Below are 21047 nucleotides of genomic sequence, written 5' to 3' on the forward strand. Positions count from 1 at the left end.
ATTATGAAATTTTACTAATTGTAAAAATTACATTTTTATTAAAATAATCAAATATATATATAAGTTATTATTAACATTCGATAGTATTTAATATATAATTTTAGTGTATATTTCTAACAGATAATTTTAAGGAGTTTGATATGTTACATAAGTTTACAATCAACAAGCACATGATTTTAGATTTCTTTTTTATTTTTGTCGGGTGTGTAATAGCATCTCTAGGAGTTAATTTATTCTTAGTTAATGCTCAATTACTTAGTGGTGGAGCTACTGGTATAGCACTTATTTTACAATATTTAGCTGAAGTACCTTCTGGTATAACTGTATTTATAATTAATATTCCTTTATTTTTTGTAAGTTATAAAATGTTAAATAAGCGATTTACTCTATATTCTGCAGTTGGAATGATATCATTATCAATTTCCCTTATAATCACTAAGCCTTTATCTAACTTAGTGAAAGTAGATGACATATTACTTTATTGTATTTACGGCGGAGTTTTATGTGGTCTAGGATATGGTCTAGTTTTTTCAAGAAATGGTTCAACTGGAGGTACCGATATTATAACAATGGTACTTAGAAAGAAGTATTCTAACTTTGAAATAGGTAAGCTTAGCTTCGGTATTAACTGTATAATAGTTTTTATAGGTGCATTAATTTTTGGGCTTCCTAAAGCTCTATATACCTTAATATCTATGTTTGTTCAAGGAACTATAGTAGATAAAGTTATTAATGGATTTAATAGTAAGAAATTATTATTAATATTAACTGAAAAAGAACAGGAAATAATAGAGTATGTCATTAAAGATATGAATAGAGGAGTTACTTCATTAATTGCTGAAGGTGAATATACTCATGAACTAAAAAAAATGCTTTATATAGCTGTAACCTCCTCTCAAATTGTACATTTAAAGAGTAAAATATTAAGAATAGATCCTAAAGCATTTATTACAATAATAGATGTTTCTGAAGTTAATGGAAAGGGATTTCATAAAATTTAATATTAATTATTTTTAAAATATAAAATAGTTTTACCCCCATATCTTAGATTTTTATTATCTCTAATATGGGGGGCATTTTTATAACTATATTCTATGGCAATCAATTTAGCTATATCTGAAATAAATTCATAAATGTAGTAATTATATTTGCTAATTATATTTTAAATATTGATTTCTTTATAATCCTAAAAGTCTTTTTCAAAATATAGATAAATTTTCTGAAACAGATATTAAATAGTATATAAATCTTTATAAAAATTACTTCTAAGAGTATAACTTTTTATTGACCTTTTTATTAACTATTTCATTGACTTTAAATAAGCCTCTTGTCCCACTTTATATAAGTTATTACCATTTACATCTATTATAACTATTAAAGGCATGTCTATTACCTTCATCTTTCTAATGGCTTCTGCGCCTAAGTCTTCATATGCAATTATTTCTGATGAAACTATACTTTTAGAGATTAATGCAGCAGCACCTCCAATGGCTCCTAAATATACAGCTTTATTTTTTACTATTGAATCCACAACCTCTTGGTTTCTAGCACCTTTTCCTATCATTGCTTTTAATCCTAACTCTAGTAATCTAGGTGAGTACGCATCCATTCTATAGCTTGTAGTTGGTCCAGCTGATCCTATAACTTGTCCTTTTTTTGCTGGACTTGGCCCTACATAATATATAGCTTCACCTTTAATATTTATTGGTAAATCATGTCCTGAATCTAATAGATCAATTAATCTCTTATGTGCTGCATCTCTAGCTGAATATATAGTACCTGTTAGTAATATTGTATCCCCTGCTTTTAGATCTTTTATTTTTTCATATGTTAAAGGAGTACTTATCTTTCTTTCCACAGTTTCTTTTCTTATTTCTTTATTTTCCACAATTTTATCCCCTTATAAAATTATTTCTTTATGCCTAGTAGCATGACAACTTATATTTACAGCAACAGGCAGTCCTGCTATATGTGTTGGATAGGTTTCAATATTAATCCCTAATGCTGTTGTCTTTCCACCAAAACCTTGTGGCCCTATTCCAAGTTTATTTATTTCTCTTAATAATTCTTCTTCTAAATCACTATAAAATTTATTATTATTCCTATTGTTTATAGGTCTTAATAAAGCTTTTTTAGCTAAATATGCTGCTTTATCAAATGTTCCTCCGATACCTACCCCTACAATCATAGGTGGGCATGGATTAGGTCCTGCTTCCCTTACAACCTTTATTATAAAATCCTTAACTCCTTGCAATCCATCTGAAGGTTTAAGCATCTTTATTTGACTCATATTTTCTGAACCAAATCCTTTAGGCGCAACGGTTATTTTTACTTTATCTCCAGGAACTATATCATAATATATTATTGCTGGAGTATTATCCTTCGTATTGATTCTATTTATAGGATCCTTAACTACCGACTTTCTTAAATATCCTTCTTCATAACCTCTTCTAACACCTTCATTTATAGCCTCTTCAAGATTTCCTCCCGTAATATGAACATCTTGTCCAATCTCCATAAAAACACATGTTATTCCTGTATCTTGGCACATTGGCATTTTTTCATTTCTTGCTACTTCAGAATTTATCATTATCTTGTCCAATATATCATTAGCTAAATCCCAAGTTTCCTCTTTTTTAGCATTGCTTAAAGCCTCATATACATCATTGGATAAATTATAATTTGAATCTATGCATAATTTCTTGATAGCATCTGTAATTTTTTCAACACATATAGTTCTCATAAATATCCTCCTATTTCTTAACTTAACAAATCATTAGTTCAATCTTAAATTATTATAAATAAAGTCTTATATATTTTATAGATATATTACTAATGTCTCCATCGTTTCTCGAAGTTTAAAATTATTTTATATATAATTATTTATCTTAATATAAAGCTTTTTATAAATATTTTATCATATTTTTATACCAAAAATATTATATTTTAATAAATATGTCTAAGGAGAGTATGTGATGAATCTAAACTTAAGTAAAATTGCTAACTTTATAGTTTACTTTCTTATTGCTATATTAGTATTTTTCATAATCCATATCCTAGCTACTTCTATTAATTTTGAATTTAAAGAATTACCTAAAAATAGCCTTAAGGTAAATAACTCTATTTTACTTAAATAATCTGTTAAACATTTATTTTGCTACTAATTCAAATTATATAGGTTATTAGTCAAAGTATATATCCTAATTAGGTTCTTTTTAAAATGTATTATTTACAAAATAAAACAAGATATATTATCTTTCGTATAATATATCCTGTTTTTTAAATTTAATATATAGTTGAAATATCTTCGACAATATATTTTGATATATTTCCTCGGAAATCTCCTTATTAATTTGATGTCTTATTTATTTCTTCAAAATACTTTTCTATTCCCAATGATATTCCTTCAACTATTGAATTTTGATGTTCTTCTGTTTGTAATCTTTGTTCCTCTTCAGGATTAGATAAAAATCCGCATTCTACCAATACAGATGCCCCTTCATATTTGTCTCTTAATATTAAATAAGAATCCCCAGCTGGTTTTGATACTCTTTTATTATTATCCTTAACCACTTCTTTAAGTGATCCTTGTATATCGTCAGCAAGCTTTTTACTTATATCATTAGATGCATGCCAAACTTGAGCTCCAAAGCATTTAGCTTGTGGAAACATATTTTGATGAATAGATACAAAGATATCACATTTTGTCTCAGCCTTTAAATCTCTTCTTTTTTTAAGATCTTCTCTTTTCTTTTCTTTTATTGTAGATCCTTTTTCCTCTAAACCTTGATCTCCTTCTCTTGTTAAATAAACCTTATAACCCTTCTGCTCTAAGGCATCCTTAAGCTTTAAGCTTATTTGAAGATTTATATCCTTTTCTATTACACCTGACTTTGATTTTGCCCCACCATCAAATCCACCATGCCCAGGATCAATTAATATTATCTTTTGATTTGCCTCCTCTGCAAAAACTTCAATAGGTGTAAAACATAAAAGTGATATAGTTATACATAAAATTATTGATTGTAATTTTTTCATTTCTTTACCTCCATAATATTTATAAAAATAATTATAAATTTATTATGTCCATATTATTAAATTTTCTTGCTAATAAAAAAATCCCCAGTATTAGGATTTAATATCCTATACTAGAGATTTTTATGTTTTTAACTATTTTCTATAACACTTTCTGCTATATTTGTTGAATGATCTCCTATTCTTTCCAAGTTGCTTAATAAATCTAAGTATATAGCTCCAGCATATGCATTACAAGTTCCATCGTAAAGTCTCTTTATATGAAGTTCTCTATATTTCTTTTGTAGTCTATCAATTTCTGATTCTATGTACTCTATACTTTTAGCTTTTTCTATATCTTTTTTCGCATAACTATCTATAGCTACTTGTAAAGCCTCAGTAGTTTTATTATACATATTATTTATTTGCTCCATCGCTTGACTGCTATATTCAAGTTTTTTAGAAATTTTTTGAGATGTTAAATCTGCTATATTTTCAGCATGATCCCCTATTCTTTCTATATCATTTATAACATGAAATGTTGCTGCTACTATACTTAACTCTTTATCTGATAAATCACATTTAGAAAGCTTAACTAAGTAATTTGTAATAGCTTCATTTAATGTATTTATAACGCCTTCATTCTCATAAACTTTTTTAATTAGCTTTTCATCATTTTTTTCAAAAGCTTCTAAAGCTAAAGCCAAGCCCTTTTTAGCCTTATTAGCCATTCTTAATGTTTCTTTTGCAACCTGTCCAGCTGCTATAACTGGAGTCTCTAATAATCTATCGTCTATGTACTTTGGTCCTGGTTTATCTTCTTCATCATCTCCTGGAATAATCCTATTAACAAGCTTAATTAATAATCCAGTTAAAGGTAACATTATTGCAGTATTTACAATATTGAATACTGTATGAGCATTAGCAATTTGTCTACTAACATCTCCTGGACTTATAGTTGACACTACATTTCCTAAAATACCACTAACTAATACTGGTATGAATATTAGCGTCCCACCTAAATTAAATATCAAGTGTAACATTGCTGCTTTATGTGCAGTTTTATTTGTACCAACAGATGCTATCATTGCAGTAATACATGTTCCTATATTACATCCAAATACTATTGGAAGTGCATCATGTATATTGATTGCTCCTGCTGTTGCTAAAGCTACTAGGATTCCTGTAGTTGCTGATGAACTTTGTAGAACAGCTGTTATAACTGCACCAGCTATTATTCCTAAATACCATTTGGAGCCTACTGTTGATAAAATATCATTAAATATAGGTGAAGCAGTCAAAGGCTTCATAGCAGCACTCATTTGTCCCATCCCAACAAATAGAATACCAAAACCTAATATTATGTTACCTATGTCTTTTCTCTTCTTACCCTTAGCAAACATAACCATAAATGCTCCTAAGAAAACAAATAATGGAGCAATTTGATCTAATTTAAACGCAACTAATTGAGCAGTAATAGTAGTACCTATATTGGCACCCATTATAATTCCTGCTGCTTGAGCTAAATTCATTAAACCTGCATTTACAAATCCCACTACCATTACAGTAGTAGCACTACTACTCTGTATTATAGCAGTAACTATTGCCCCTACTATAACAGCAATAATTGGATTTCTAGTTACCTTTTCCAGAATTGACTTTAATCCGTCACCTGCGGCATTCTCAAGGCCATCTCCCATTATCTTCATACCGTAAATAAATAGACCTAATCCGCCAAGTAACTGTATAATTACCTTTAATGATTCCAATAGCTATTCCCCTTTTCAACATTATTTTTACATTTTTAGTTTACAATACTTTTTAACATTTGTTAAGTAATTAAATATATTTTTAACCTAAATTTAATATAGAAATATATAGACTTTCTTGTAATAAGCTTATTTATAAAAAATAAATCCCACAACCATAAGGTTTGTGGGATTTGTGAAGTTCCATATATTATCTCTTTGAGAATTGTGGAGCTCTTCTTGCTTTTTTAAGACCGTATTTCTTTCTTTCCTTCATTCTTGGATCTCTAGTTACGAAACCTGCCTTCTTTAATTCTGGCTTTAAGTTTTCGTCAGCTTTTACTAAAGCTCTAGTTATTCCGTGTCTGATAGCTCCAGCTTGACCTGTGAATCCACCACCGTGAACGTTAACTAAAACGTCAAATCTGTCCTTAGTTCCAGTTAAAACTAATGGTTGGTTAACTATCATTCTTAAAGTTTCTAAACCGAAATAGTTTTCTATTTCTCTATTATTTATAACTACTTTACCACTTCCTGGTACAAGTCTAACTCTTGCGATTGATTTTTTTCTTCTTCCAGTACCCATGTATTGAACTTTTGCCATTTTTATTCCTCCTCCCGAGCATGTATTAGTACTTTAATTCAAGTACTTCTGGTTTTTGAGCATCATGTCCGTGCTCAGTACCTCTATATACTTTTAGCTTCTTAAGCATTTTTCTTCCTAAAACACCTGTTGGAAGCATTCTTCTTACAGCTTCTTCGAAAGCGAATTCAGGTTTCTTTGCTAATACTTCTCTATATGGAGTTTCTTTTAATCCACCTGGATATAAACTGTGCTTTCTCATTAATTTTTGATCTAACTTCTTACCAGTTAAAACAACCTTTTCTGCATTGATTACGATAACGAAATCTCCACAGTCAACATTTGGTGTAAATGTTGGTTTATTTTTTCCTCTTAAAATTGATGCAACTTGGCTAGCAACTCTTCCTAGTGGCTTTCCAGCAGCGTCAACAACATACCATTTTCTTTCAACTTCTTGTGCCTTAGCAATGTATGATTTCATGTTTTTCCCTCCCTGAACTTACATTTGTGCTTTACTTATTAAGTACTGCTTTTATGTCAAGACCCGGGGCTAGTGGATCTTATATACATAAATTATTCTAACAAACATACATTATTATAATACACGCTTACGGGCGTGTCAACTATTTTAATTAAAATAATTAATTATTTTAATTAATTATTTTAATTAATTATCACGTTTTAATAATAAACCTTTTCCAATACTAAACCAGCTGCCGGAACACATATTCCTGCTTTTTTTCTATCTTTACTCTCTATTATATTTTTCACTTCTCTTGAATCAATTTTATTAGATCCAACCATTATTAATGTTCCAACTATTATTCTTACCATATTATATAAAAAACCATCACCAGTAACATAAATTTTTATTATGTCATCTTTTATATCTATATACAAATCTGATATTGTTCTTACAGTTGTCTTTACCGAACTTCCACTACTCTTAAACGCCATAAAATCTTTAGTTCCTATAAAGTATTTACAAGCTTCCTTCATATCTTCTACATCTAATTTACGCTTTACATGATACACATAATCTTTTCCTATTGCGGAATTAACATCCCTATTCAATATCGAATAAGAGTAGGTTTTCCCTTTTGCACTGTATCTTGAATGAAAATCTTCTTCTACTTCCTCAGATTTTAAAATCACTATATCATTAGGTAATCTATAATTAATAGCTTCTCGAAATTTTTCTGATGGTATTGTACTATTAGTTTTAAAATTTGCTACAAATCCCCTTGCATGAACACCAGCATCTGTTCTTGAGCTTCCGATAACTTCAGACTCTTCATTAGTTAAGAGTCTAATTGCCTCTTCTAATGTCTCCTGAATTGTTGCTCCTATCTTTTGCTTTTGCCATCCCAAATAATTTGTTCCATCATATTCTAAAGTTAGTTTAATATTTCTCATGTTTTGAATCACCTTTGCTTATATTATTTACATAGCAAATCTAACTAATAAACTTCCTATAAATAAAATAGAAAATACAGCAAATGCAATAGTATCTCTATTTGTAAATTTTAATTGTTTCATTCTTGTTCTTCCATTTCCGCCTCTATAAGCTCTAGCTTCCATTGCCATAGCAAGTTCATCCGCTCTTCTAAATGAGCTTATAAATAGTGGTACCAATAATGGAATCAAGCTTTTTGCCTTTTGAATTATTCCACCTGTTTCAAAATCTGCACCTCTTGCCTTTTGTGCCATCATTATTTTATCTGTTTCATCCATTAGTGTTGGAATAAACCTTAAAGCTATTGTCATCATCATCGCAAGTTCATGCGCTATTTCCTTACCAATTGGTCTTAATAAGCTTTCTATACCATCTGTCAGCTCAATTGGTGATGTTGTTAATGTTAATACTGATGTACCCATTATTAAAAAAATAAGTCTTAATGCCATAAATGCAGCTGTTCTTAATCCTTCTTCATATACTTTCACAAAGCCTAGCTCAAATATCATTGTATCTGCTGTTCCCTTAATCATAAAAATATTTAAAACTGCAGTAAATATTATAAGAAAAAATACAGGCTTTAATCCCTTATATAAATACCTAGGTTGTAATTTAGCAATATATACTGTTAATGCTAAAATTCCAATTATTAATATATATCCGATAAATTTATCTACGACAAATAAGGATATTATAAATAATATTGATAATAATATCTTTGTTCTAGGATCTAACTTATGAACAAAAGTTTCACCCGGTATGTATTGACCTATAGTTATATCTTTTATCATTTTTGCTCCCCCTAGCTCTTAACTTCCTTTAATATTCTTAGTAGTTCTTTTTTTCCTTGCTTTATAGTATAAATTTCATCTGAGACATTAAAACCTCTTCTTTTTAATTCTCTCATAAGGTAAGTTACTTGTGGAACCGCAAGTCCTATATTTTCTAATGTTTCGACTTCTTTAAACACTTTAGCTGGTGTTCCTTCTAAAGCTACTTCTCCCTTATTCATAACTATTATTCTTTCAGCAAGCTTACCTACATCCTCCATACTATGACTTACTAATATTATTGTCATCTTATATTCATCATGTAAAACTTTTATTTGCTCTAAAATATCATCTCTACCTTTTGGATCCAACCCTGCTGTCGGCTCATCTAATATAAGGACTTTAGGCTCCATAGCAATTACACCAGCTATCGCTACCCTTCTCTTTTGTCCTCCACTTAAATCAAATGGTGATTTATTTCTATAAGTATCATAATCTAGCCCTACCATTTCCATAGATCTTTTTACTCTTTTTGTTATCTCATCATCAGATAACCCTAGATTCCTTGGTCCAAATTCTATATCTTTTTCTATAGTCTCTTCAAATAATTGATACTCTGGATATTGGAATACTAATCCTACTTTTTTCCTAATATCAGTAAGCTTTACCCCATCTTTTGTAATATCTTCCCCATCTACTACTATTCTTCCTGATGTAGGCTTAAGTAGTCCATTCATATGCTGAATTAATGTAGACTTACCAGAACCAGTATGGCCAATAAGTGCAACAAACTCACCTTCATTTATTTCTATATTAACATTGTTTAAAGCCACTTTTTCAAAAGGTGACTTAGGCATGTATACATGTACTAAATTCTCTATTTTAATTGACATAACGCATTCACCATCTCATCTACATTTAAAATATTTGTATCTATATCTATACCATTATTCTTTAATTCATAGCAAAGTTCAGTTACTTGAGGAACATCTAGACCTATCTCCTTCATTTGCTTTACATTAGAAAATACTTCTCTTGGATTTCCCTCTAAAATTATCTTTCCATCATCCATAACAAGAACCCTATCTGCCTCAGCAGCTTCATCCATATAATGAGTTATGAGAACTATAGTAATTCCATACTTCTCATTTATTTCTTTAATATTATTTAAGACTTCTCTTCTTCCTGAAGGATCTAACATTGCTGTAGGTTCATCAAAAATTATGCATTCTGGTTTCATAGCTAAAATTCCAGCTATTGCAATTCTTTGTTTTTGTCCACCTGAAAGCAAATGAGGTGCATGTCTTCTATACTCATACATTCCAACTTTTTTTAAACTTTCATCTACTCTTTTTCTTATTTCTTCTGGAGGAACCCCTAGATTCTCCGGCCCAAAAGCAACATCTTCTTCAACTATAGTTGCTACTAATTGATTATCTGGATTTTGAAAAACCATTCCTGCTTTTGCTCTTATCTTCCATAAATTATTAGGATCCGATGTATCTAAACTATCTACAATTACAGCACCTTCAGAAGGAACAAGTAATGCATTCATATGTTTAGCTATAGTAGATTTTCCTGATCCATTATGGCCTAAAACTACTAGAAATTCACCCTTTTTAACTTCAAAGCTAACTCCATTTACAGCGTATCTTTCCTCTTCTCCCTCATGCACTCTATATTTAAAAGATACATCATTGCATTTAATCATTGTTTCTTTCATATATAGCCCTCCTTTTATTGCTTAACTTTTATCTTAAATATTATATAAAAGCTTATTAGTGTATATACATTTAACATAAGAATATTATAATATACATTTACTTAATTACAATTACTTTATAATAAATTTATAAGATCTTATATAATATTTAATTTTGAATATGTAAAAATGGGGACTAAGTTATAAACTTAATCCCCTGTATATTATACTAATTCAAGTATAACAACTTCTGCTCCGTCCCCTCTTCTTGGACCTTTTTTATACATTCTAGTGTATCCACCATTTCTTTCTGCGTACTTTGGAGCAACATTGTCAAATAGGTTTTGAACTACTTCTTCTTCATTAACAAAAGCTAAAACTTGTCTTCTAGCGTGAAGGTCACCTCTTTTTGCTAAAGTGATCATCTTTTCAGCTAATTTTCTAGTTTCCTTTGCTCTTGTTTCAGTTGTTTCTATTTTACCATGCTTTAAAAAGCTTGTAACAAGGCTTCTTAGCATAGCTCTTCTTTGGTCAGTAGGACGACCTAATTTACGATAACCTGCCATGTGGATTTACCTCCTTACTCATCGTTTAGTCTTAATCCTAAGCCTAATTCCTTAAGCTTTCTTTCGACTTCCTCTAAAGATTTCTTTCCTAGATTTCTTACCTTCATCATGTCATCCATTGATTTTCCAGCAAGTTCTTGAACTGTATTTATTCCAGCTCTCTTTAAACAGTTATATGATCTAACTGATAAATCTAGCTCTTCTACAGTCATTTCTAGTACTTTCTCTTTTTTGTCTTCTTCTTTTTCTATCATTATCTCTACATCATTAGTACTATCTCCTAATGACATAAATAGTTTAAAATGTTCTATAAGAATTTTTGCTGATAAGCTTATAGCTTCATCAATCTTTATAGTTCCATTAGTCCAGATTTCTAAAGTTAATTTATCGTAGTCAGTAATTTGACCTACTCTTGTATTTTCAACAGTGAAATTAACTCTTTTTACTGGTGTATAAATTGAGTCAACAGCTATAGCTGATAATGGAAGGTCTTCACTCTTATTTTTATTTTGAGTAACATATCCTCTTCCTCTATTAACTGTAATCTCCATATATAACTTAGCATTATCATCTAATGTAGCAATATGAAGATCCTTGCTTACAACTTCAACATCTCCATCAGTTTTGATATCTGCACCTGTAACTACTCCTGGTCCTTGAGCATCTATATATATTGTCTTTGGACCTTCACCATTCATAATTAATGCTAAAGATTTAATGTTTAATATTATTTCTGTAACATCTTCTTTAACACCTTGTACAGTTGAAAATTCATGTAGTACTCCATCTATCTTTACTGATGTTGGAGCTGCACCTGGAAGTGATGATAAAAGTATTCTTCTTAGAGCATTTCCAAGAGTTATACCATATCCTCTTTCTAACGGTTCAATTACATATTTACCATAAGTACCATTTTCATTTGCTTCTATACATTCTATTATTGGCTTTTCGATTTCTAACATGCACAAACCCTCCTTATATTTTAAATGGCAACATTATTCTGAGGGCAACTGCTTATATATTTGTATTGTAAGAAAAATCTTAACAATACAAATACTAAACTATTACTTGCTGTATAACTCAACGATAAGAGTTTCATTAACTGGAACGTCAATATCTTCTCTTGATGGTTCAGCAACTATTTTACCTGAATAATTTTCAACATTTGCTTCTAACCACTTTGGTAAAGTCTTTGGATTTTCAATAAATGTCTTGAATTTTTCAGTTCCTCTGCTCTTTTCTGTAACTGTTATTTCATCGTTAACAGAAACTCTGTATGAAGGAATGTCAACTTTCTTATCATTTACTAAGAAATGTCCATGATTAACTAATTGTCTAGCTTCAGCTCTTGAAGCACCATAACCTAGTCTGTAAACAACGTTATCCAATCTCATTTCTAATAACTTAAGTAAGTTTTCACCTGTAATACCCTTCATATGATCAGCCTTTTCATAGTAAGCTCTGAATTGGCTTTCTAATACTCCGTATATTCTTCTAGCTTTTTGCTTTTCTCTTAATTGTACGCCGTAGTTAGATAATTTTTTCTTAGCTGCTCCATGTTGTCCTGGTGCATAACTTCTTCTAACAAAAGCACATTTATCTGTATAACATCTATCCCCTTTAAGGAATAATTTCATACCTTCTCTTCTACATAATCTACATGTAGCTCCAGTATATCTTGCCATTAATTACACCTCCTATATGAATACTAGACTCTTCTTCTCTTTGGTGGTCTACATCCGTTGTGTGGGATTGGAGTAACGTCTTTAATTAGAGTTACTTCTAATCCTGCCGCTTGTAAAGATCTTATAGCCGCTTCTCTTCCAGCGCCTGGTCCCTTTACATATACTTCTATACTCTTTAATCCGTGTTCCATAGCTGCTTTAGCTGCTGTTTCTGCTGCCATTTGAGCTGCGAATGGAGTACTCTTTCTTGATCCTCTGAAGCCTAAAGCTCCTGCGCTTGACCATGATAAAGCATTCCCTGCCGCATCAGTTAAAGTAACTATTGAGTTATTGAAAGTTGATTTGATGTGTGCAGCACCATGCTCAACGTTCTTTCTTTCTTTTCTTCTTCTAGTCTTTTTAACTTTTTGAGCCATCGAATTCCCTCCTCACTACTTCTTCTTATTTGCGATAGTTTTCTTTGGACCTTTTCTAGTTCTTGCGTTAGTCTTAGTCTTTTGACCTCTAACTGGAAGACCTTTTCTATGTCTTATTCCTCTGTAACATCCAATTTCTACTAATCTTTTAATATTTAAAGCAACTTCTCTTCTTAAGTCACCTTCAATTGTTAAAGTCTTTACGTATTCTCTGATTTTTGTTACTTCTTCTTCTGTAAGATCTCTAACTCTTGTGTCAGGATTAACTCCTGTTTCTGCTAAAATCTTATGTGAAGTAGAAAGTCCTATACCGTATATATATGTTAGACCTATTTCAACTCTTTTTTCTCTTGGTAGGTCTACGCCTGAAATTCTTGCCATTAAAACTTACACCTCCTGATATTGAAATGCATACAACTTTAATTATATGTGTGTATTTTATATATAAAATCCTAGGTCAGTAGAGGATAGCTCTACTGTCAGCCGCACCTAAAATTTATCCGCTTATTTAAATGCCTATATAATCATATTTGACTTTAAGTGAAAAGTCAATAAATTTTACATAGTAAAATAATACTTTTTTGCCTATACTTTGATTGTATTAGCCTTGTTTTTGCTTGTGCTTAGGATTTTCACAGATAACCATTACTTTTCCTTTTCTTCTTATAATCTTGCACTTTTCGCAAATAGGCTTAACTGATGGTCTTACTTTCATAGCTAACCCTCCTTGTAAAACTTCATGGTAGTCTTTTACTACCTTTATTTAGCTCTCCATGTAATTCTACCTCTTGTTAGATCGTATGGAGAAAGTTCTATTGTAACCTTATCTCCTGGTAGAATTCTTATGAAGTTCATTCTTAATTTTCCTGATATATGTGCTAGAATCTTGTGACCACTCTCTAGTTCAACTTGGAACATAGCATTTGGTAGTGATTCTAGTACTGTACCTTGCATTTCTATTACATCATCTTTTGACATAAGGTAATCAACCCTCCTTAACAATGCCTTTAAGTTTTAGAAATCTTTTTATTTTTAAATCAGTACCTCTATCTTTTGATATGATAGATGCTTTAATCTCATCATCTACATCCTCTAAAACATTTATATGTTTTAAATTCTTTTTTTTAGGCATCTGAACTGTTTTAGTGCTCCCATTACTAAGAATTACATAATCATCACTTAAATGACCTATTATCACATATAAATGATTTTTATCTCTTCCTGTTTTTGAAAGAACCATTTTCCCAATTAAGTCATTGTTTTGCAAACTTTTCACCTCGATGATTACCTTAGCCATAAATCTACAAGCCACCTTTTGGTATCATGCGAATTTATAACTAAGCAACACTTATTTAATCAGTGTTAATATTTCGGGTCCATCTGGTAAAATTACAATAGTATTTTCGTAGTGTGCCGATAGACTTCCATCACTAGTTACTACAGTCCAGTCATCATTTAATGTTTTAACTTTATAGCTTCCTAAATTAACCATAGGCTCAATGGCTAAAGCCATTCCTTGAGCCAACTTTGGCCCTCTACCAGGCTTACCAAAATTAGGTACGTCTGGATCTTCGTGTACAACTCTACCTATACCGTGTCCTACGAAATCTCTTACTACAGCGAAACCTGAAGCTTCTATGTAGCTTTGTATTCCATGTGATATATCAGTAAGTCTGTTGCCAACCTTAGCATATTCTATGCCTTTAAAGAAACTTTGTTCAGTTACTTTAATTAACTTATTAGCTTCTTCACTAACATTTCCTACTGCAAATGTTCTTGCAGCATCTCCGTGAAAGCCATTAAGATAAGCGCCACAGTCTACACTAACAATATCTCCATCTTTTAATACATAACCTCCTGGGATCCCATGAACTACTTGCTCGTTAACAGATATACATAGTGAAGCTGGAAAACCATATAGCCCTTTAAACGAAGGCTTTGCTCCATGCTTAGTTATAAATTCTTCTGCTATCCTGTCTATTTCAGCAGTAGTTATTCCTGGTCTTACTTTTTCTTCAACTAGTAGTAACGTTTCTGCTACTATTCTACCTGCTGATCTCATTAGGTCAATTTCTTTGTTGTTTTTAATGATTATCATTATTCAACGCTCCCTAAGATATTACAGATACCTTCGAATACTTCATTAATAGCTTTTGTTCCGTCTACAATTGAAAGTAAGTTTCTTTCTTTATAAAAATCAATCAGTGGTTGTGTCTGTCTCTCATACACATCAAGTCTTTCAGATACAGTTTCTTCTGTATCATCTTTTCTTTGGATTATATCACTTCCACAAACATCACATTTTCCTGTAATAGTTGGTGGATTAAATTTTATATGATAGCTAGCTCCACATGATGGACACACTCTTCTACCTGTCATTCTTTCTAATATAAATCCAGTAGGTACTTCAATTAGTAAAGCTGTATCAAGATTTTCATTTCTTTCAGAAAGAAATTCTTGAAGTGCTTCTGCTTGATTAACTGTTCTTGGGAACCCGTCTAATAAGTAGCCATTTTTACAGTCATCTTGTTGCAGTCTATCTTTTACCATATTAATAGTAACTTCATCTGGTACTAACTGTCCTTTATCGATGTGCTTCTTAGCTTCTACACCTAATGGAGTGTTTTCAGAAATATTCTTTCTAAAAATATCCCCAGTAGAAATATGTGGTATTGAGTATCTATTACTAATTGATTTTGCCTGTGTTCCCTTTCCTGCTCCAGGAGGACCTAATAATACTATCTTCACGGGCATCATCTCCATTATTAATCTATTTTAAGAACCCTTGATAATGTCTCATTACTAATTGTGAGTCTAATTGTCTTGAAAAATCAAGGCCAACCCCAACCATAATTAATAATGATGTACCACCAAACTGAATTCCTTGTAATTGTGTATTTGAAATTAATATTGGTAGTATTGCTAGTAAAGCAGCAAATACTCCTCCAACTAATGATACTTTAGTAAGTACTTTTTCAAAATACTTTTCAGTTGCATCTCCCGGTCTTATTCCTGGTACAAATCCAGCTGACTTATGCAGATTTTCTGCCATTTCATCAGGTTTAAATGTGATTTGTGTATAGAACCAAGTAAAGAAAATAGTTAATACTGAATAAACTACTGGATACATCCATGTCTTTTCATTAAATATACTATACTTATTACTTGTTATCCATATTGCCCAGTCATAATTTGGAAAGAATTCTGCAATTGTTTTAGGGAACATCATAACCGACATAGCAAAAATTATTGCTATAACAGCTGATCCAATTATACTTAAAGGTATGTGAGTACTTTGTCCTCTCATAACTTTATTTCCAACAGCTTTACCAGCATATTGGACTGGAATTCTTCTTTCTGCTAATGAGAAGAATATTACTACTCCTAATAATACAATTGCAAAAACTACAAATAGTAAAATTTCTATTATAGTAATTTTTCCTTGATCCTTTAATGTAAATAATGACATTAAAGTTATTGGTAACTGAGATACTATATTCACGAATATTAATATGGATATACCATTTCCAAAACCTTTAGCTGTGATTTGATCACCTAACCACATACAGAATGTTGAGCCTGCAACTAGTGCCACTAATACAACAAGGACTCCAGTCCATTGCATTCCAACTGCTGCACCTTTTGCTGCAACCATACTATATGTTCCAAAAGCAAGAATAAATCCTATAACTATTGATAATATTCTCGTTATCTTTTGTATCTTCTTTCTGCCTTCTTCCCCTTCTTTAGAAAGTTGTTCTAAAGATGGTATTGCTATAGTCAATAATTGAACTATTATCGAAGCATTAATGTATGGTGTTACACTTAAAGCAAATATACTAAATTGTCTAAATGCTCCACCAGATAATAAATCATAGAAACCAAATATAGTTCCACTACTAGCTAAATCTTTTAGTACATTTGTGCTAATTCCAGGAACAGGAATATGCGTTCCTATCCTGAAAATTGCAACTAAAAATATAGTCCATATAAATCTCTTTTTTAATTCGGGAACCTTCCAGGCATTACGTAGGGTTGATAGCATACTAAATCACCTCAACTTTTCCTCCAGCTGCTTCTATCTTTTCAGCCGCTGATTTTGAGAACTTACATCCTTTAACAGTTAGGCTCTTCTCTAATGTCCCATTTCCTAAAATCTTAACTCCATCTTTTACTTTGTTGATAACTCTTCTTTCAAGTAAAACTTCTGGTGTTATTTCTGTTCCATTTTCAAATATATTTAATCTATCAACATTGATACTAACATATTGTTTAGCAAATATATTTGTAAATCCTCTCTTAGGAAGTCTTCTGTATAATGGCATTTGACCACCTTCAAATCCTGGTCTCACTCCACCGCCTGATCTAGCATTTTGGCCTTTTTCACCTTTTCCGGCATTTCTACCTAAACCTGAACCAGTACCTCTACCAACTCTCTTTGGAGCTTTCTTACTTCCTGCTGCTGGTTTTAATTCATGAAGTTTCATTACTCAATGCACCTCCTCTTATTAAACTTCTTCTACTTTTAGTAGATAGTCAACTTTGTTGATCATTCCTCTGATTTGAGGAGTTTCTTCATGTTCTACTGTCTTACCGATCTTTTTAAGTCCAAGGGCATGTGCAGTAGCAATATGGTCTTTCTTTCTTCCAATTAAACTCTTTACTAGAGTAACTTTAATCTTTGCCATTGCTTTTCCCTCCTAACCTAAAATTTCTTCTACAGTTTTGCCTCTTAATTTAGCTATATCTTCAGCTGTTCTTAAGCTTGCTAAACCGTTAATTGTAGCATTAACCATGTTTTTAGGATTGTTTGAACCTAATGACTTAGCTCTAACATCCTTTAATCCTGCTAATTCTAATACGGATCTTGCTGGACCTCCAGCGATAACTCCTGTACCTTCTTTAGCTGGCATTATAAGAACCTTACCAGTTCCGAATTTTCCATATATTTGATGAGGAACAGTTGTTCCAACTATTGCAACACTTACTAAATGTTTCTTAGCGTCTTCTATTCCTTTTTTAATTGCTTCTGGGATCTCTATTGACTTACCCATTCCAACGCCTACGTGTCCGTTTTCGTCACCTACAACTACTAAAGCGCTGAATCTGAAGTTTCTACCACCCTTAACAACCTTAGTTACTCTGTTTATGTTAACAACCTTTTCCTTAAGGTCTAGTGTGCTAGGATCGATTCTCATGTATTTCCCTCCTTGTTTATTAGAATTTTAAGCCTGCTTCTCTTGCAGCTTCAGCTAAAGTTTGAACTCTTCCGTGATATACGTATCCACCTCTGTCGAATACAACTTCTGAAATTCCTTTTTCTAAAGCCTTCTTAGCTACTAATTCACCAACCATTTTAGCCGCTTCTTTGTTTCCACCTGCTTTTGCATCGAATGCTTTATCTAAGCTTGAAGCTGAAACTAAAGTTACTGAATTAACATCATCTATAATTTGAGCATATATGTTTTTTTCACTTCTATATACTGAAAGTCTTGGTCTTTCAGGAGTACCAGAAATTTTCTTACGTACTCTTAGGTGACGTCTTTCTCTACTAGCTTTTCTGTCTACCTTTTTGAACATAAAGATTTCACTCCTTTCTATTATTTCTTACCAGTTTTACCTTCTTTACGTCTGATTACTTCGTTATCATATTTAATTCCTTTACCCTTATATGGTTCAGGTTTTCTCCATGATCTTATATCAGCCGCAGCTGCTCCAACCTTTTCCTTATCGATACCCTTAACAACAACTTTAGTTGCAGCTGGAGTTTCGAAAGTTACACCTTCGATTGGTTCTATTTCAACTGGATGTGAATATCCTAAGTTCATTACAAGCTTCTTACCTTGTAATTGAGCTCTGTAACCAACACCAATTAGTTCTAAGCTCTTTTCAAATCCTTTTTCAACTCCGATTATCATGTTGTTGATTAACGCTCTAGTTAAACCATGAAGAGCTCTGTGCTCTTTTTGATCGCTAGGTCTAGTTACAACAACTTGGTTGTTTTCAACTGCTATATTCATGTCTTTATTCATAGCTTTAACAAGTTCGCCCTTTGGACCCTTAACTGAAACAACGTTATCTGCTGAAACAGCTACAGTTACGCCTGCAGGTATAGCTATAGGTAATCTACCTACTCTTGACATAATCGCACCTCCTGTTTTACTTGTTCTGATATATGTTAATCTAGTTACTTTCTACTTTGGAAATTACCAAACGTAGCAAACTACTTCTCCGCCTAATCCAGCTTTTCTTGCTTCTCTATCAACTAATAAACCAGTTGAAGTTGATATTATAGCAATTCCTAGTCCACTTAGTACCTTTGGAATTTCATCTTTCTTGCAGTAAACTCTTAGTCCTGGTTTAGATATTCTCTTTATACCAGTTATAACTCTTTCTTTATCTGCGCCATATTTAAGAGATATTCTTAACATTGGAACAACACCATCGTTATATTCCTCTAATTCTTTAATATATCCCTCTTGTAATAATATATTTGCAACAGCCTTCTTCATATTTGATGAAGGAACTTCTACTACTTCATGTCTTACAGCATTTGCATTTCTAATACGTGTTAGCAAATCTGCGATAGGATCTGTCATAACCATTTAATGTGCCTCCTTTCACTACATCAGTTTCTTACCAACTTGCTTTCTTACAACCAGGGATTTGACCCTTATAAGCAAGTTCTCTAAAACATATACGGCAAATACCGAACTTCTTTAATACTGAATGTGGTCTTCCACATATTCTGCATCTTGTATAAGCTCTTGTTTTATATTTAGGTTCTTTTTTCCACTTTTCAATAATAGCCTTACGTGCCACGGTTTTCCCTCCTTATTATTGAGCAAATGGCATACCAAGGAATCTTAATAATTCTCTTGCTTCTTCGTCAGTGTTAGCTGTTGTTACGAAGATAATATCCATTCCTCTAACCTTATCGATTTTATCGTATTCAATTTCTGGGAATATTAATTGCTCTTTTACTCCTAGTGAGTAGTTTCCTCTACCATCAAAAGCTTTGCTTGAAACTCCTCTGAAATCTCTAACTCTTGGAAGAGCAATAGCCATTAACTTATCAGCAAATTCATACATCTTTGCCTTTCTTAATGTAACCTTACATCCTAAAGCCATGTTTTCTCTTATCTTAAAGTTAGCAACTGATTTCTTTGCTCTAGTTAAGATTGGCTTTTGACCTGCAATTATGCTTAAATCATTAACTGCAGCTTCTAATATTTTTTGATTGTCCTTAGCTTCTCCAACTCCCATGTTGATAACTATCTTTTCAAGCTTTGGAACTTCCATTATATTTTTATATCCGAACTTTTCAATCATAGCTGGAATTACTTCTTTTTGATACTTCTCTTGAAGTCTTGTTGTCATAATTAGTACCTCCTTTCAGATTCTAGAATGTTTCTCCACACTTCTTACAAACTCTAACCTTAGTACCGTCTTCTAAGATTTTGTTACTAATTCTTGTAGCGTTTTTACACTTTGTGCAGTATAACATAACTTTTGAGCTGTATATAGCTCCTTCTCTTTCAATTATTCCACCTTGAGCATTAGCTCTAGTTGGCTTTTGGTGCTTTTTAACTATATTAACTCCTTGAACAATAACTTTGCCTGTTTTAGGATTTACTTTTAAAACTTCACCAGTTTTTCCTTTATCTTTACCTGAAACAACTACAACTGTGTCGTTCTTTCTAACATGTACCTTCAAATGAGACACCTCCTCTATTATAGAACTTCAGGTGCTAATGATAAAATCTTGTTAAATTCGTTATCTCTTAGCTCCCTAGCAACTGGTCCGAAGATACGAGTTCCTCTTGGTTGCTTATCATCCTTTATAATAACAGCTGCATTTTCATCAAACTTAATGTATGAACCATCAGCTCTTCTTAATCCTCTAACTGATCTAACTATAACAGCTTTTACAACGTCTCCTTTTTTAACAACTCCGCCTGGTGTTGCACTTTTAACGCTAGCAACTATTACATCTCCAATGTTACCGAACTTTCTCTTTGATCCGCCTAAAACTCTTATGCACATTATTTCCTTTGCACCTGAGTTATCTGCTACCTTTAGTAAGGTTTGTTGTTGTATCATTGAA

General features: G+C 31.8%; 32 protein-coding genes. 1 reads left to right on the forward strand and 31 read right to left on the reverse strand.

Annotated elements, in window-relative coordinates; translation table 11 throughout:
- The first annotated feature begins 140 nt into the window (after nucleotides 1–140).
- Complete coding sequence (locus CSBG_RS15875) at nucleotides 141–1001, forward strand: YitT family protein (protein WP_008681142.1); 861 nt, start codon at nucleotides 141–143, stop codon at nucleotides 999–1001.
- A gap of 299 nt (nucleotides 1002–1300) precedes the next feature.
- Here the strand turns inward: CSBG_RS15875 and CSBG_RS15880 are convergent, their stop codons facing one another.
- The 31 genes from CSBG_RS15880 to rplN all read right to left on the reverse strand — a co-directional run bounded on the left by CSBG_RS15880 (nucleotide 1301) and on the right by rplN (nucleotide 21043).
- Nucleotides 1301–1858, reverse strand: a complete 558-nt coding sequence (locus CSBG_RS15880) for a Fe-S-containing hydro-lyase (RefSeq protein ID WP_035286053.1) — start codon at nucleotides 1856–1858, stop codon at nucleotides 1301–1303.
- Nucleotides 1859–1900: 42 nt separating this feature from the next.
- Nucleotides 1901–2743: a fumarate hydratase gene (locus CSBG_RS15885; protein ID WP_008681145.1), complete on the reverse strand. Its 843-nt coding sequence runs from the start codon at nucleotides 2741–2743 to the stop codon at nucleotides 1901–1903.
- A 605-nt stretch (nucleotides 2744–3348) separates the two neighbouring features.
- On the reverse strand, nucleotides 3349–4038 hold the full coding sequence (gene cwlD / locus CSBG_RS15890) for an N-acetylmuramoyl-L-alanine amidase CwlD (RefSeq protein WP_008681149.1): 690 nt from the start codon (nucleotides 4036–4038) through the stop codon (nucleotides 3349–3351).
- A gap of 128 nt (nucleotides 4039–4166) precedes the next feature.
- Nucleotides 4167–5783, reverse strand: a complete 1617-nt coding sequence (locus CSBG_RS15895; protein ID WP_008681150.1) for a Na/Pi cotransporter family protein — start codon at nucleotides 5781–5783, stop codon at nucleotides 4167–4169.
- A 190-nt stretch (nucleotides 5784–5973) separates the two neighbouring features.
- Nucleotides 5974–6366, reverse strand: a complete 393-nt coding sequence (gene rpsI, locus CSBG_RS15900) for a 30S ribosomal protein S9 (protein ID WP_008681151.1) — start codon at nucleotides 6364–6366, stop codon at nucleotides 5974–5976.
- 25 nt (nucleotides 6367–6391) lie between these two features.
- The gene (gene rplM / locus CSBG_RS15905; protein WP_008681152.1) at nucleotides 6392–6826 is read right to left on the reverse strand and encodes a 50S ribosomal protein L13; all 435 of its coding nucleotides are present in this window, start codon (nucleotides 6824–6826) and stop codon (nucleotides 6392–6394) included.
- A 200-nt stretch (nucleotides 6827–7026) separates the two neighbouring features.
- Nucleotides 7027–7761: a tRNA pseudouridine(38-40) synthase TruA gene (gene truA / locus CSBG_RS15910; RefSeq protein ID WP_008681153.1), complete on the reverse strand. Its 735-nt coding sequence runs from the start codon at nucleotides 7759–7761 to the stop codon at nucleotides 7027–7029.
- A gap of 27 nt (nucleotides 7762–7788) precedes the next feature.
- Entirely contained in the window at nucleotides 7789–8592 is an 804-nt protein-coding gene (locus CSBG_RS15915) for an energy-coupling factor transporter transmembrane component T (RefSeq protein ID WP_008681154.1), read from the reverse strand.
- Nucleotides 8593–8603: 11 nt separating this feature from the next.
- Complete coding sequence (locus CSBG_RS15920; protein WP_008681155.1) at nucleotides 8604–9464, reverse strand: energy-coupling factor transporter ATPase; 861 nt, start codon at nucleotides 9462–9464, stop codon at nucleotides 8604–8606.
- Nucleotides 9449–10294: an energy-coupling factor transporter ATPase gene (locus CSBG_RS15925; protein ID WP_008681156.1), complete on the reverse strand. Its 846-nt coding sequence runs from the start codon at nucleotides 10292–10294 to the stop codon at nucleotides 9449–9451. The genes CSBG_RS15920 and CSBG_RS15925 overlap by 16 nt, the downstream gene beginning before the upstream one ends.
- Before the next feature lie 203 nt (nucleotides 10295–10497).
- The gene (rplQ, locus tag CSBG_RS15930) at nucleotides 10498–10839 is read right to left on the reverse strand and encodes a 50S ribosomal protein L17 (protein ID WP_008681157.1); all 342 of its coding nucleotides are present in this window, start codon (nucleotides 10837–10839) and stop codon (nucleotides 10498–10500) included.
- A gap of 14 nt (nucleotides 10840–10853) precedes the next feature.
- The gene (locus tag CSBG_RS15935; protein ID WP_008681158.1) at nucleotides 10854–11801 is read right to left on the reverse strand and encodes a DNA-directed RNA polymerase subunit alpha; all 948 of its coding nucleotides are present in this window, start codon (nucleotides 11799–11801) and stop codon (nucleotides 10854–10856) included.
- A gap of 102 nt (nucleotides 11802–11903) precedes the next feature.
- A complete protein-coding gene (gene rpsD / locus CSBG_RS15940; protein ID WP_008681160.1) occupies nucleotides 11904–12524 on the reverse strand; it encodes a 30S ribosomal protein S4 in 621 nt (206 codons plus the stop codon).
- Between the two features lie 23 nt (nucleotides 12525–12547).
- Entirely contained in the window at nucleotides 12548–12940 is a 393-nt protein-coding gene (rpsK, locus tag CSBG_RS15945; protein ID WP_008681161.1) for a 30S ribosomal protein S11, read from the reverse strand.
- Between the two features lie 15 nt (nucleotides 12941–12955).
- On the reverse strand, nucleotides 12956–13321 hold the full coding sequence (gene rpsM / locus CSBG_RS15950; protein ID WP_008681163.1) for a 30S ribosomal protein S13: 366 nt from the start codon (nucleotides 13319–13321) through the stop codon (nucleotides 12956–12958).
- Between the two features lie 220 nt (nucleotides 13322–13541).
- Nucleotides 13542–13655 (reverse strand): 50S ribosomal protein L36, encoded by a 114-nt coding sequence (gene rpmJ / locus CSBG_RS15955; protein WP_016205879.1) that lies wholly within the window; start codon nucleotides 13653–13655, stop codon nucleotides 13542–13544.
- A gap of 44 nt (nucleotides 13656–13699) precedes the next feature.
- Nucleotides 13700–13918, reverse strand: a complete 219-nt coding sequence (gene infA / locus CSBG_RS15960; protein ID WP_008681165.1) for a translation initiation factor IF-1 — start codon at nucleotides 13916–13918, stop codon at nucleotides 13700–13702.
- Between the two features lie 7 nt (nucleotides 13919–13925).
- Entirely contained in the window at nucleotides 13926–14237 is a 312-nt protein-coding gene (locus CSBG_RS15965) for a KOW domain-containing RNA-binding protein (RefSeq protein ID WP_008681166.1), read from the reverse strand.
- Between the two features lie 51 nt (nucleotides 14238–14288).
- Nucleotides 14289–15038, reverse strand: a complete 750-nt coding sequence (gene map / locus CSBG_RS15970) for a type I methionyl aminopeptidase (RefSeq protein WP_008681167.1) — start codon at nucleotides 15036–15038, stop codon at nucleotides 14289–14291.
- Nucleotides 15038–15688: an adenylate kinase gene (locus CSBG_RS15975; protein WP_008681168.1), complete on the reverse strand. Its 651-nt coding sequence runs from the start codon at nucleotides 15686–15688 to the stop codon at nucleotides 15038–15040. Before CSBG_RS15975 ends, map begins: the two co-directional genes overlap by 1 nt.
- A 22-nt stretch (nucleotides 15689–15710) precedes the next feature.
- Nucleotides 15711–16985: a preprotein translocase subunit SecY gene (gene secY / locus CSBG_RS15980; protein WP_008681169.1), complete on the reverse strand. Its 1275-nt coding sequence runs from the start codon at nucleotides 16983–16985 to the stop codon at nucleotides 15711–15713.
- 1 nt (nucleotide 16986) lies between these two features.
- Nucleotides 16987–17427 (reverse strand): 50S ribosomal protein L15, encoded by a 441-nt coding sequence (rplO, locus tag CSBG_RS15985; RefSeq protein ID WP_008681170.1) that lies wholly within the window; start codon nucleotides 17425–17427, stop codon nucleotides 16987–16989.
- A gap of 21 nt (nucleotides 17428–17448) precedes the next feature.
- Nucleotides 17449–17628 (reverse strand): 50S ribosomal protein L30, encoded by a 180-nt coding sequence (rpmD, locus tag CSBG_RS15990; RefSeq protein WP_008681171.1) that lies wholly within the window; start codon nucleotides 17626–17628, stop codon nucleotides 17449–17451.
- Between the two features lie 12 nt (nucleotides 17629–17640).
- A complete protein-coding gene (gene rpsE, locus CSBG_RS15995; RefSeq protein WP_008681172.1) occupies nucleotides 17641–18138 on the reverse strand; it encodes a 30S ribosomal protein S5 in 498 nt (165 codons plus the stop codon).
- Between the two features lie 19 nt (nucleotides 18139–18157).
- The gene (gene rplR, locus CSBG_RS16000) at nucleotides 18158–18520 is read right to left on the reverse strand and encodes a 50S ribosomal protein L18 (protein WP_008681173.1); all 363 of its coding nucleotides are present in this window, start codon (nucleotides 18518–18520) and stop codon (nucleotides 18158–18160) included.
- Between the two features lie 20 nt (nucleotides 18521–18540).
- Nucleotides 18541–19083, reverse strand: a complete 543-nt coding sequence (gene rplF, locus CSBG_RS16005) for a 50S ribosomal protein L6 (RefSeq protein WP_008681175.1) — start codon at nucleotides 19081–19083, stop codon at nucleotides 18541–18543.
- Nucleotides 19084–19146: 63 nt separating this feature from the next.
- Complete coding sequence (gene rpsH / locus CSBG_RS16010; protein ID WP_008681176.1) at nucleotides 19147–19545, reverse strand: 30S ribosomal protein S8; 399 nt, start codon at nucleotides 19543–19545, stop codon at nucleotides 19147–19149.
- A 31-nt stretch (nucleotides 19546–19576) separates the two neighbouring features.
- Nucleotides 19577–19762 (reverse strand): type Z 30S ribosomal protein S14, encoded by a 186-nt coding sequence (locus CSBG_RS16015; protein ID WP_008681179.1) that lies wholly within the window; start codon nucleotides 19760–19762, stop codon nucleotides 19577–19579.
- Nucleotides 19763–19777: 15 nt separating this feature from the next.
- Complete coding sequence (gene rplE / locus CSBG_RS16020) at nucleotides 19778–20320, reverse strand: 50S ribosomal protein L5 (RefSeq protein ID WP_008681180.1); 543 nt, start codon at nucleotides 20318–20320, stop codon at nucleotides 19778–19780.
- 22 nt (nucleotides 20321–20342) lie between these two features.
- Nucleotides 20343–20657 (reverse strand): 50S ribosomal protein L24, encoded by a 315-nt coding sequence (gene rplX / locus CSBG_RS16025; RefSeq protein WP_008681182.1) that lies wholly within the window; start codon nucleotides 20655–20657, stop codon nucleotides 20343–20345.
- Between the two features lie 17 nt (nucleotides 20658–20674).
- Nucleotides 20675–21043, reverse strand: a complete 369-nt coding sequence (gene rplN, locus CSBG_RS16030; protein WP_008681183.1) for a 50S ribosomal protein L14 — start codon at nucleotides 21041–21043, stop codon at nucleotides 20675–20677.
- Between the last annotated feature and the right edge of the window lie 4 nt (nucleotides 21044–21047).

This window comes from Clostridium sp. 7_2_43FAA (assembly GCF_000158375.2).
GTDB classification, from domain to species: Bacteria; Bacillota; Clostridia; order Clostridiales; family Clostridiaceae; genus Clostridium; species Clostridium tertium.

Coding starts and splice junctions, on each gene's coding strand:
- CSBG_RS15875 (WP_008681142.1), top strand. CDS start 141: ATGTTACATAAGTTTACAATCAACAAGCACATGATTTTAGATTTCTTT.
- CSBG_RS15885 (WP_008681145.1), bottom strand. CDS start 2,743: ATGAGAACTATATGTGTTGAAAAAATTACAGATGCTATCAAGAAATTA.
- cwlD (WP_008681149.1), bottom strand. CDS start 4,038: ATGAAAAAATTACAATCAATAATTTTATGTATAACTATATCACTTTTA.
- rpsI (WP_008681151.1), bottom strand. CDS start 6,366: ATGGCAAAAGTTCAATACATGGGTACTGGAAGAAGAAAAAAATCAATC.
- rplM (WP_008681152.1), bottom strand. CDS start 6,826: ATGAAATCATACATTGCTAAGGCACAAGAAGTTGAAAGAAAATGGTAT.
- truA (WP_008681153.1), bottom strand. CDS start 7,761: ATGAGAAATATTAAACTAACTTTAGAATATGATGGAACAAATTATTTG.
- CSBG_RS15915 (WP_008681154.1), bottom strand. CDS start 8,592: ATGATAAAAGATATAACTATAGGTCAATACATACCGGGTGAAACTTTT.
- CSBG_RS15920 (WP_008681155.1), bottom strand. CDS start 9,464: ATGTCAATTAAAATAGAGAATTTAGTACATGTATACATGCCTAAGTCA.
- CSBG_RS15925 (WP_008681156.1), bottom strand. CDS start 10,294: ATGAAAGAAACAATGATTAAATGCAATGATGTATCTTTTAAATATAGA.
- rplQ (WP_008681157.1), bottom strand. CDS start 10,839: ATGGCAGGTTATCGTAAATTAGGTCGTCCTACTGACCAAAGAAGAGCT.
- CSBG_RS15935 (WP_008681158.1), bottom strand. CDS start 11,801: ATGTTAGAAATCGAAAAGCCAATAATAGAATGTATAGAAGCAAATGAA.
- rpsD (WP_008681160.1), bottom strand. CDS start 12,524: ATGGCAAGATATACTGGAGCTACATGTAGATTATGTAGAAGAGAAGGT.
- rpsK (WP_008681161.1), bottom strand. CDS start 12,940: ATGGCTCAAAAAGTTAAAAAGACTAGAAGAAGAAAAGAAAGAAAGAAC.
- rpsM (WP_008681163.1), bottom strand. CDS start 13,321: ATGGCAAGAATTTCAGGCGTAGACCTACCAAGAGAAAAAAGAGTTGAA.
- rpmJ (WP_016205879.1), bottom strand. CDS start 13,655: ATGAAAGTAAGACCATCAGTTAAGCCTATTTGCGAAAAGTGCAAGATT.
- infA (WP_008681165.1), bottom strand. CDS start 13,918: ATGTCAAAAGATGATGTAATAGAAATGCAAGGTACAGTACTAGAATCA.
- CSBG_RS15965 (WP_008681166.1), bottom strand. CDS start 14,237: ATGGCTAAGGTAATCATCGAGGTGAAAAGTTTGCAAAACAATGACTTA.
- map (WP_008681167.1), bottom strand. CDS start 15,038: ATGATAATCATTAAAAACAACAAAGAAATTGACCTAATGAGATCAGCA.
- secY (WP_008681169.1), bottom strand. CDS start 16,985: ATGCTATCAACCCTACGTAATGCCTGGAAGGTTCCCGAATTAAAAAAG.
- rplO (WP_008681170.1), bottom strand. CDS start 17,427: ATGAAACTTCATGAATTAAAACCAGCAGCAGGAAGTAAGAAAGCTCCA.
- rpmD (WP_008681171.1), bottom strand. CDS start 17,628: ATGGCAAAGATTAAAGTTACTCTAGTAAAGAGTTTAATTGGAAGAAAG.
- rpsE (WP_008681172.1), bottom strand. CDS start 18,138: ATGAGAATCGATCCTAGCACACTAGACCTTAAGGAAAAGGTTGTTAAC.
- rplR (WP_008681173.1), bottom strand. CDS start 18,520: ATGTTCAAAAAGGTAGACAGAAAAGCTAGTAGAGAAAGACGTCACCTA.
- rplF (WP_008681175.1), bottom strand. CDS start 19,083: ATGTCAAGAGTAGGTAGATTACCTATAGCTATACCTGCAGGCGTAACT.
- rpsH (WP_008681176.1), bottom strand. CDS start 19,545: ATGGTTATGACAGATCCTATCGCAGATTTGCTAACACGTATTAGAAAT.
- rplE (WP_008681180.1), bottom strand. CDS start 20,320: ATGACAACAAGACTTCAAGAGAAGTATCAAAAAGAAGTAATTCCAGCT.
- rplN (WP_008681183.1), bottom strand. CDS start 21,043: ATGATACAACAACAAACCTTACTAAAGGTAGCAGATAACTCAGGTGCA.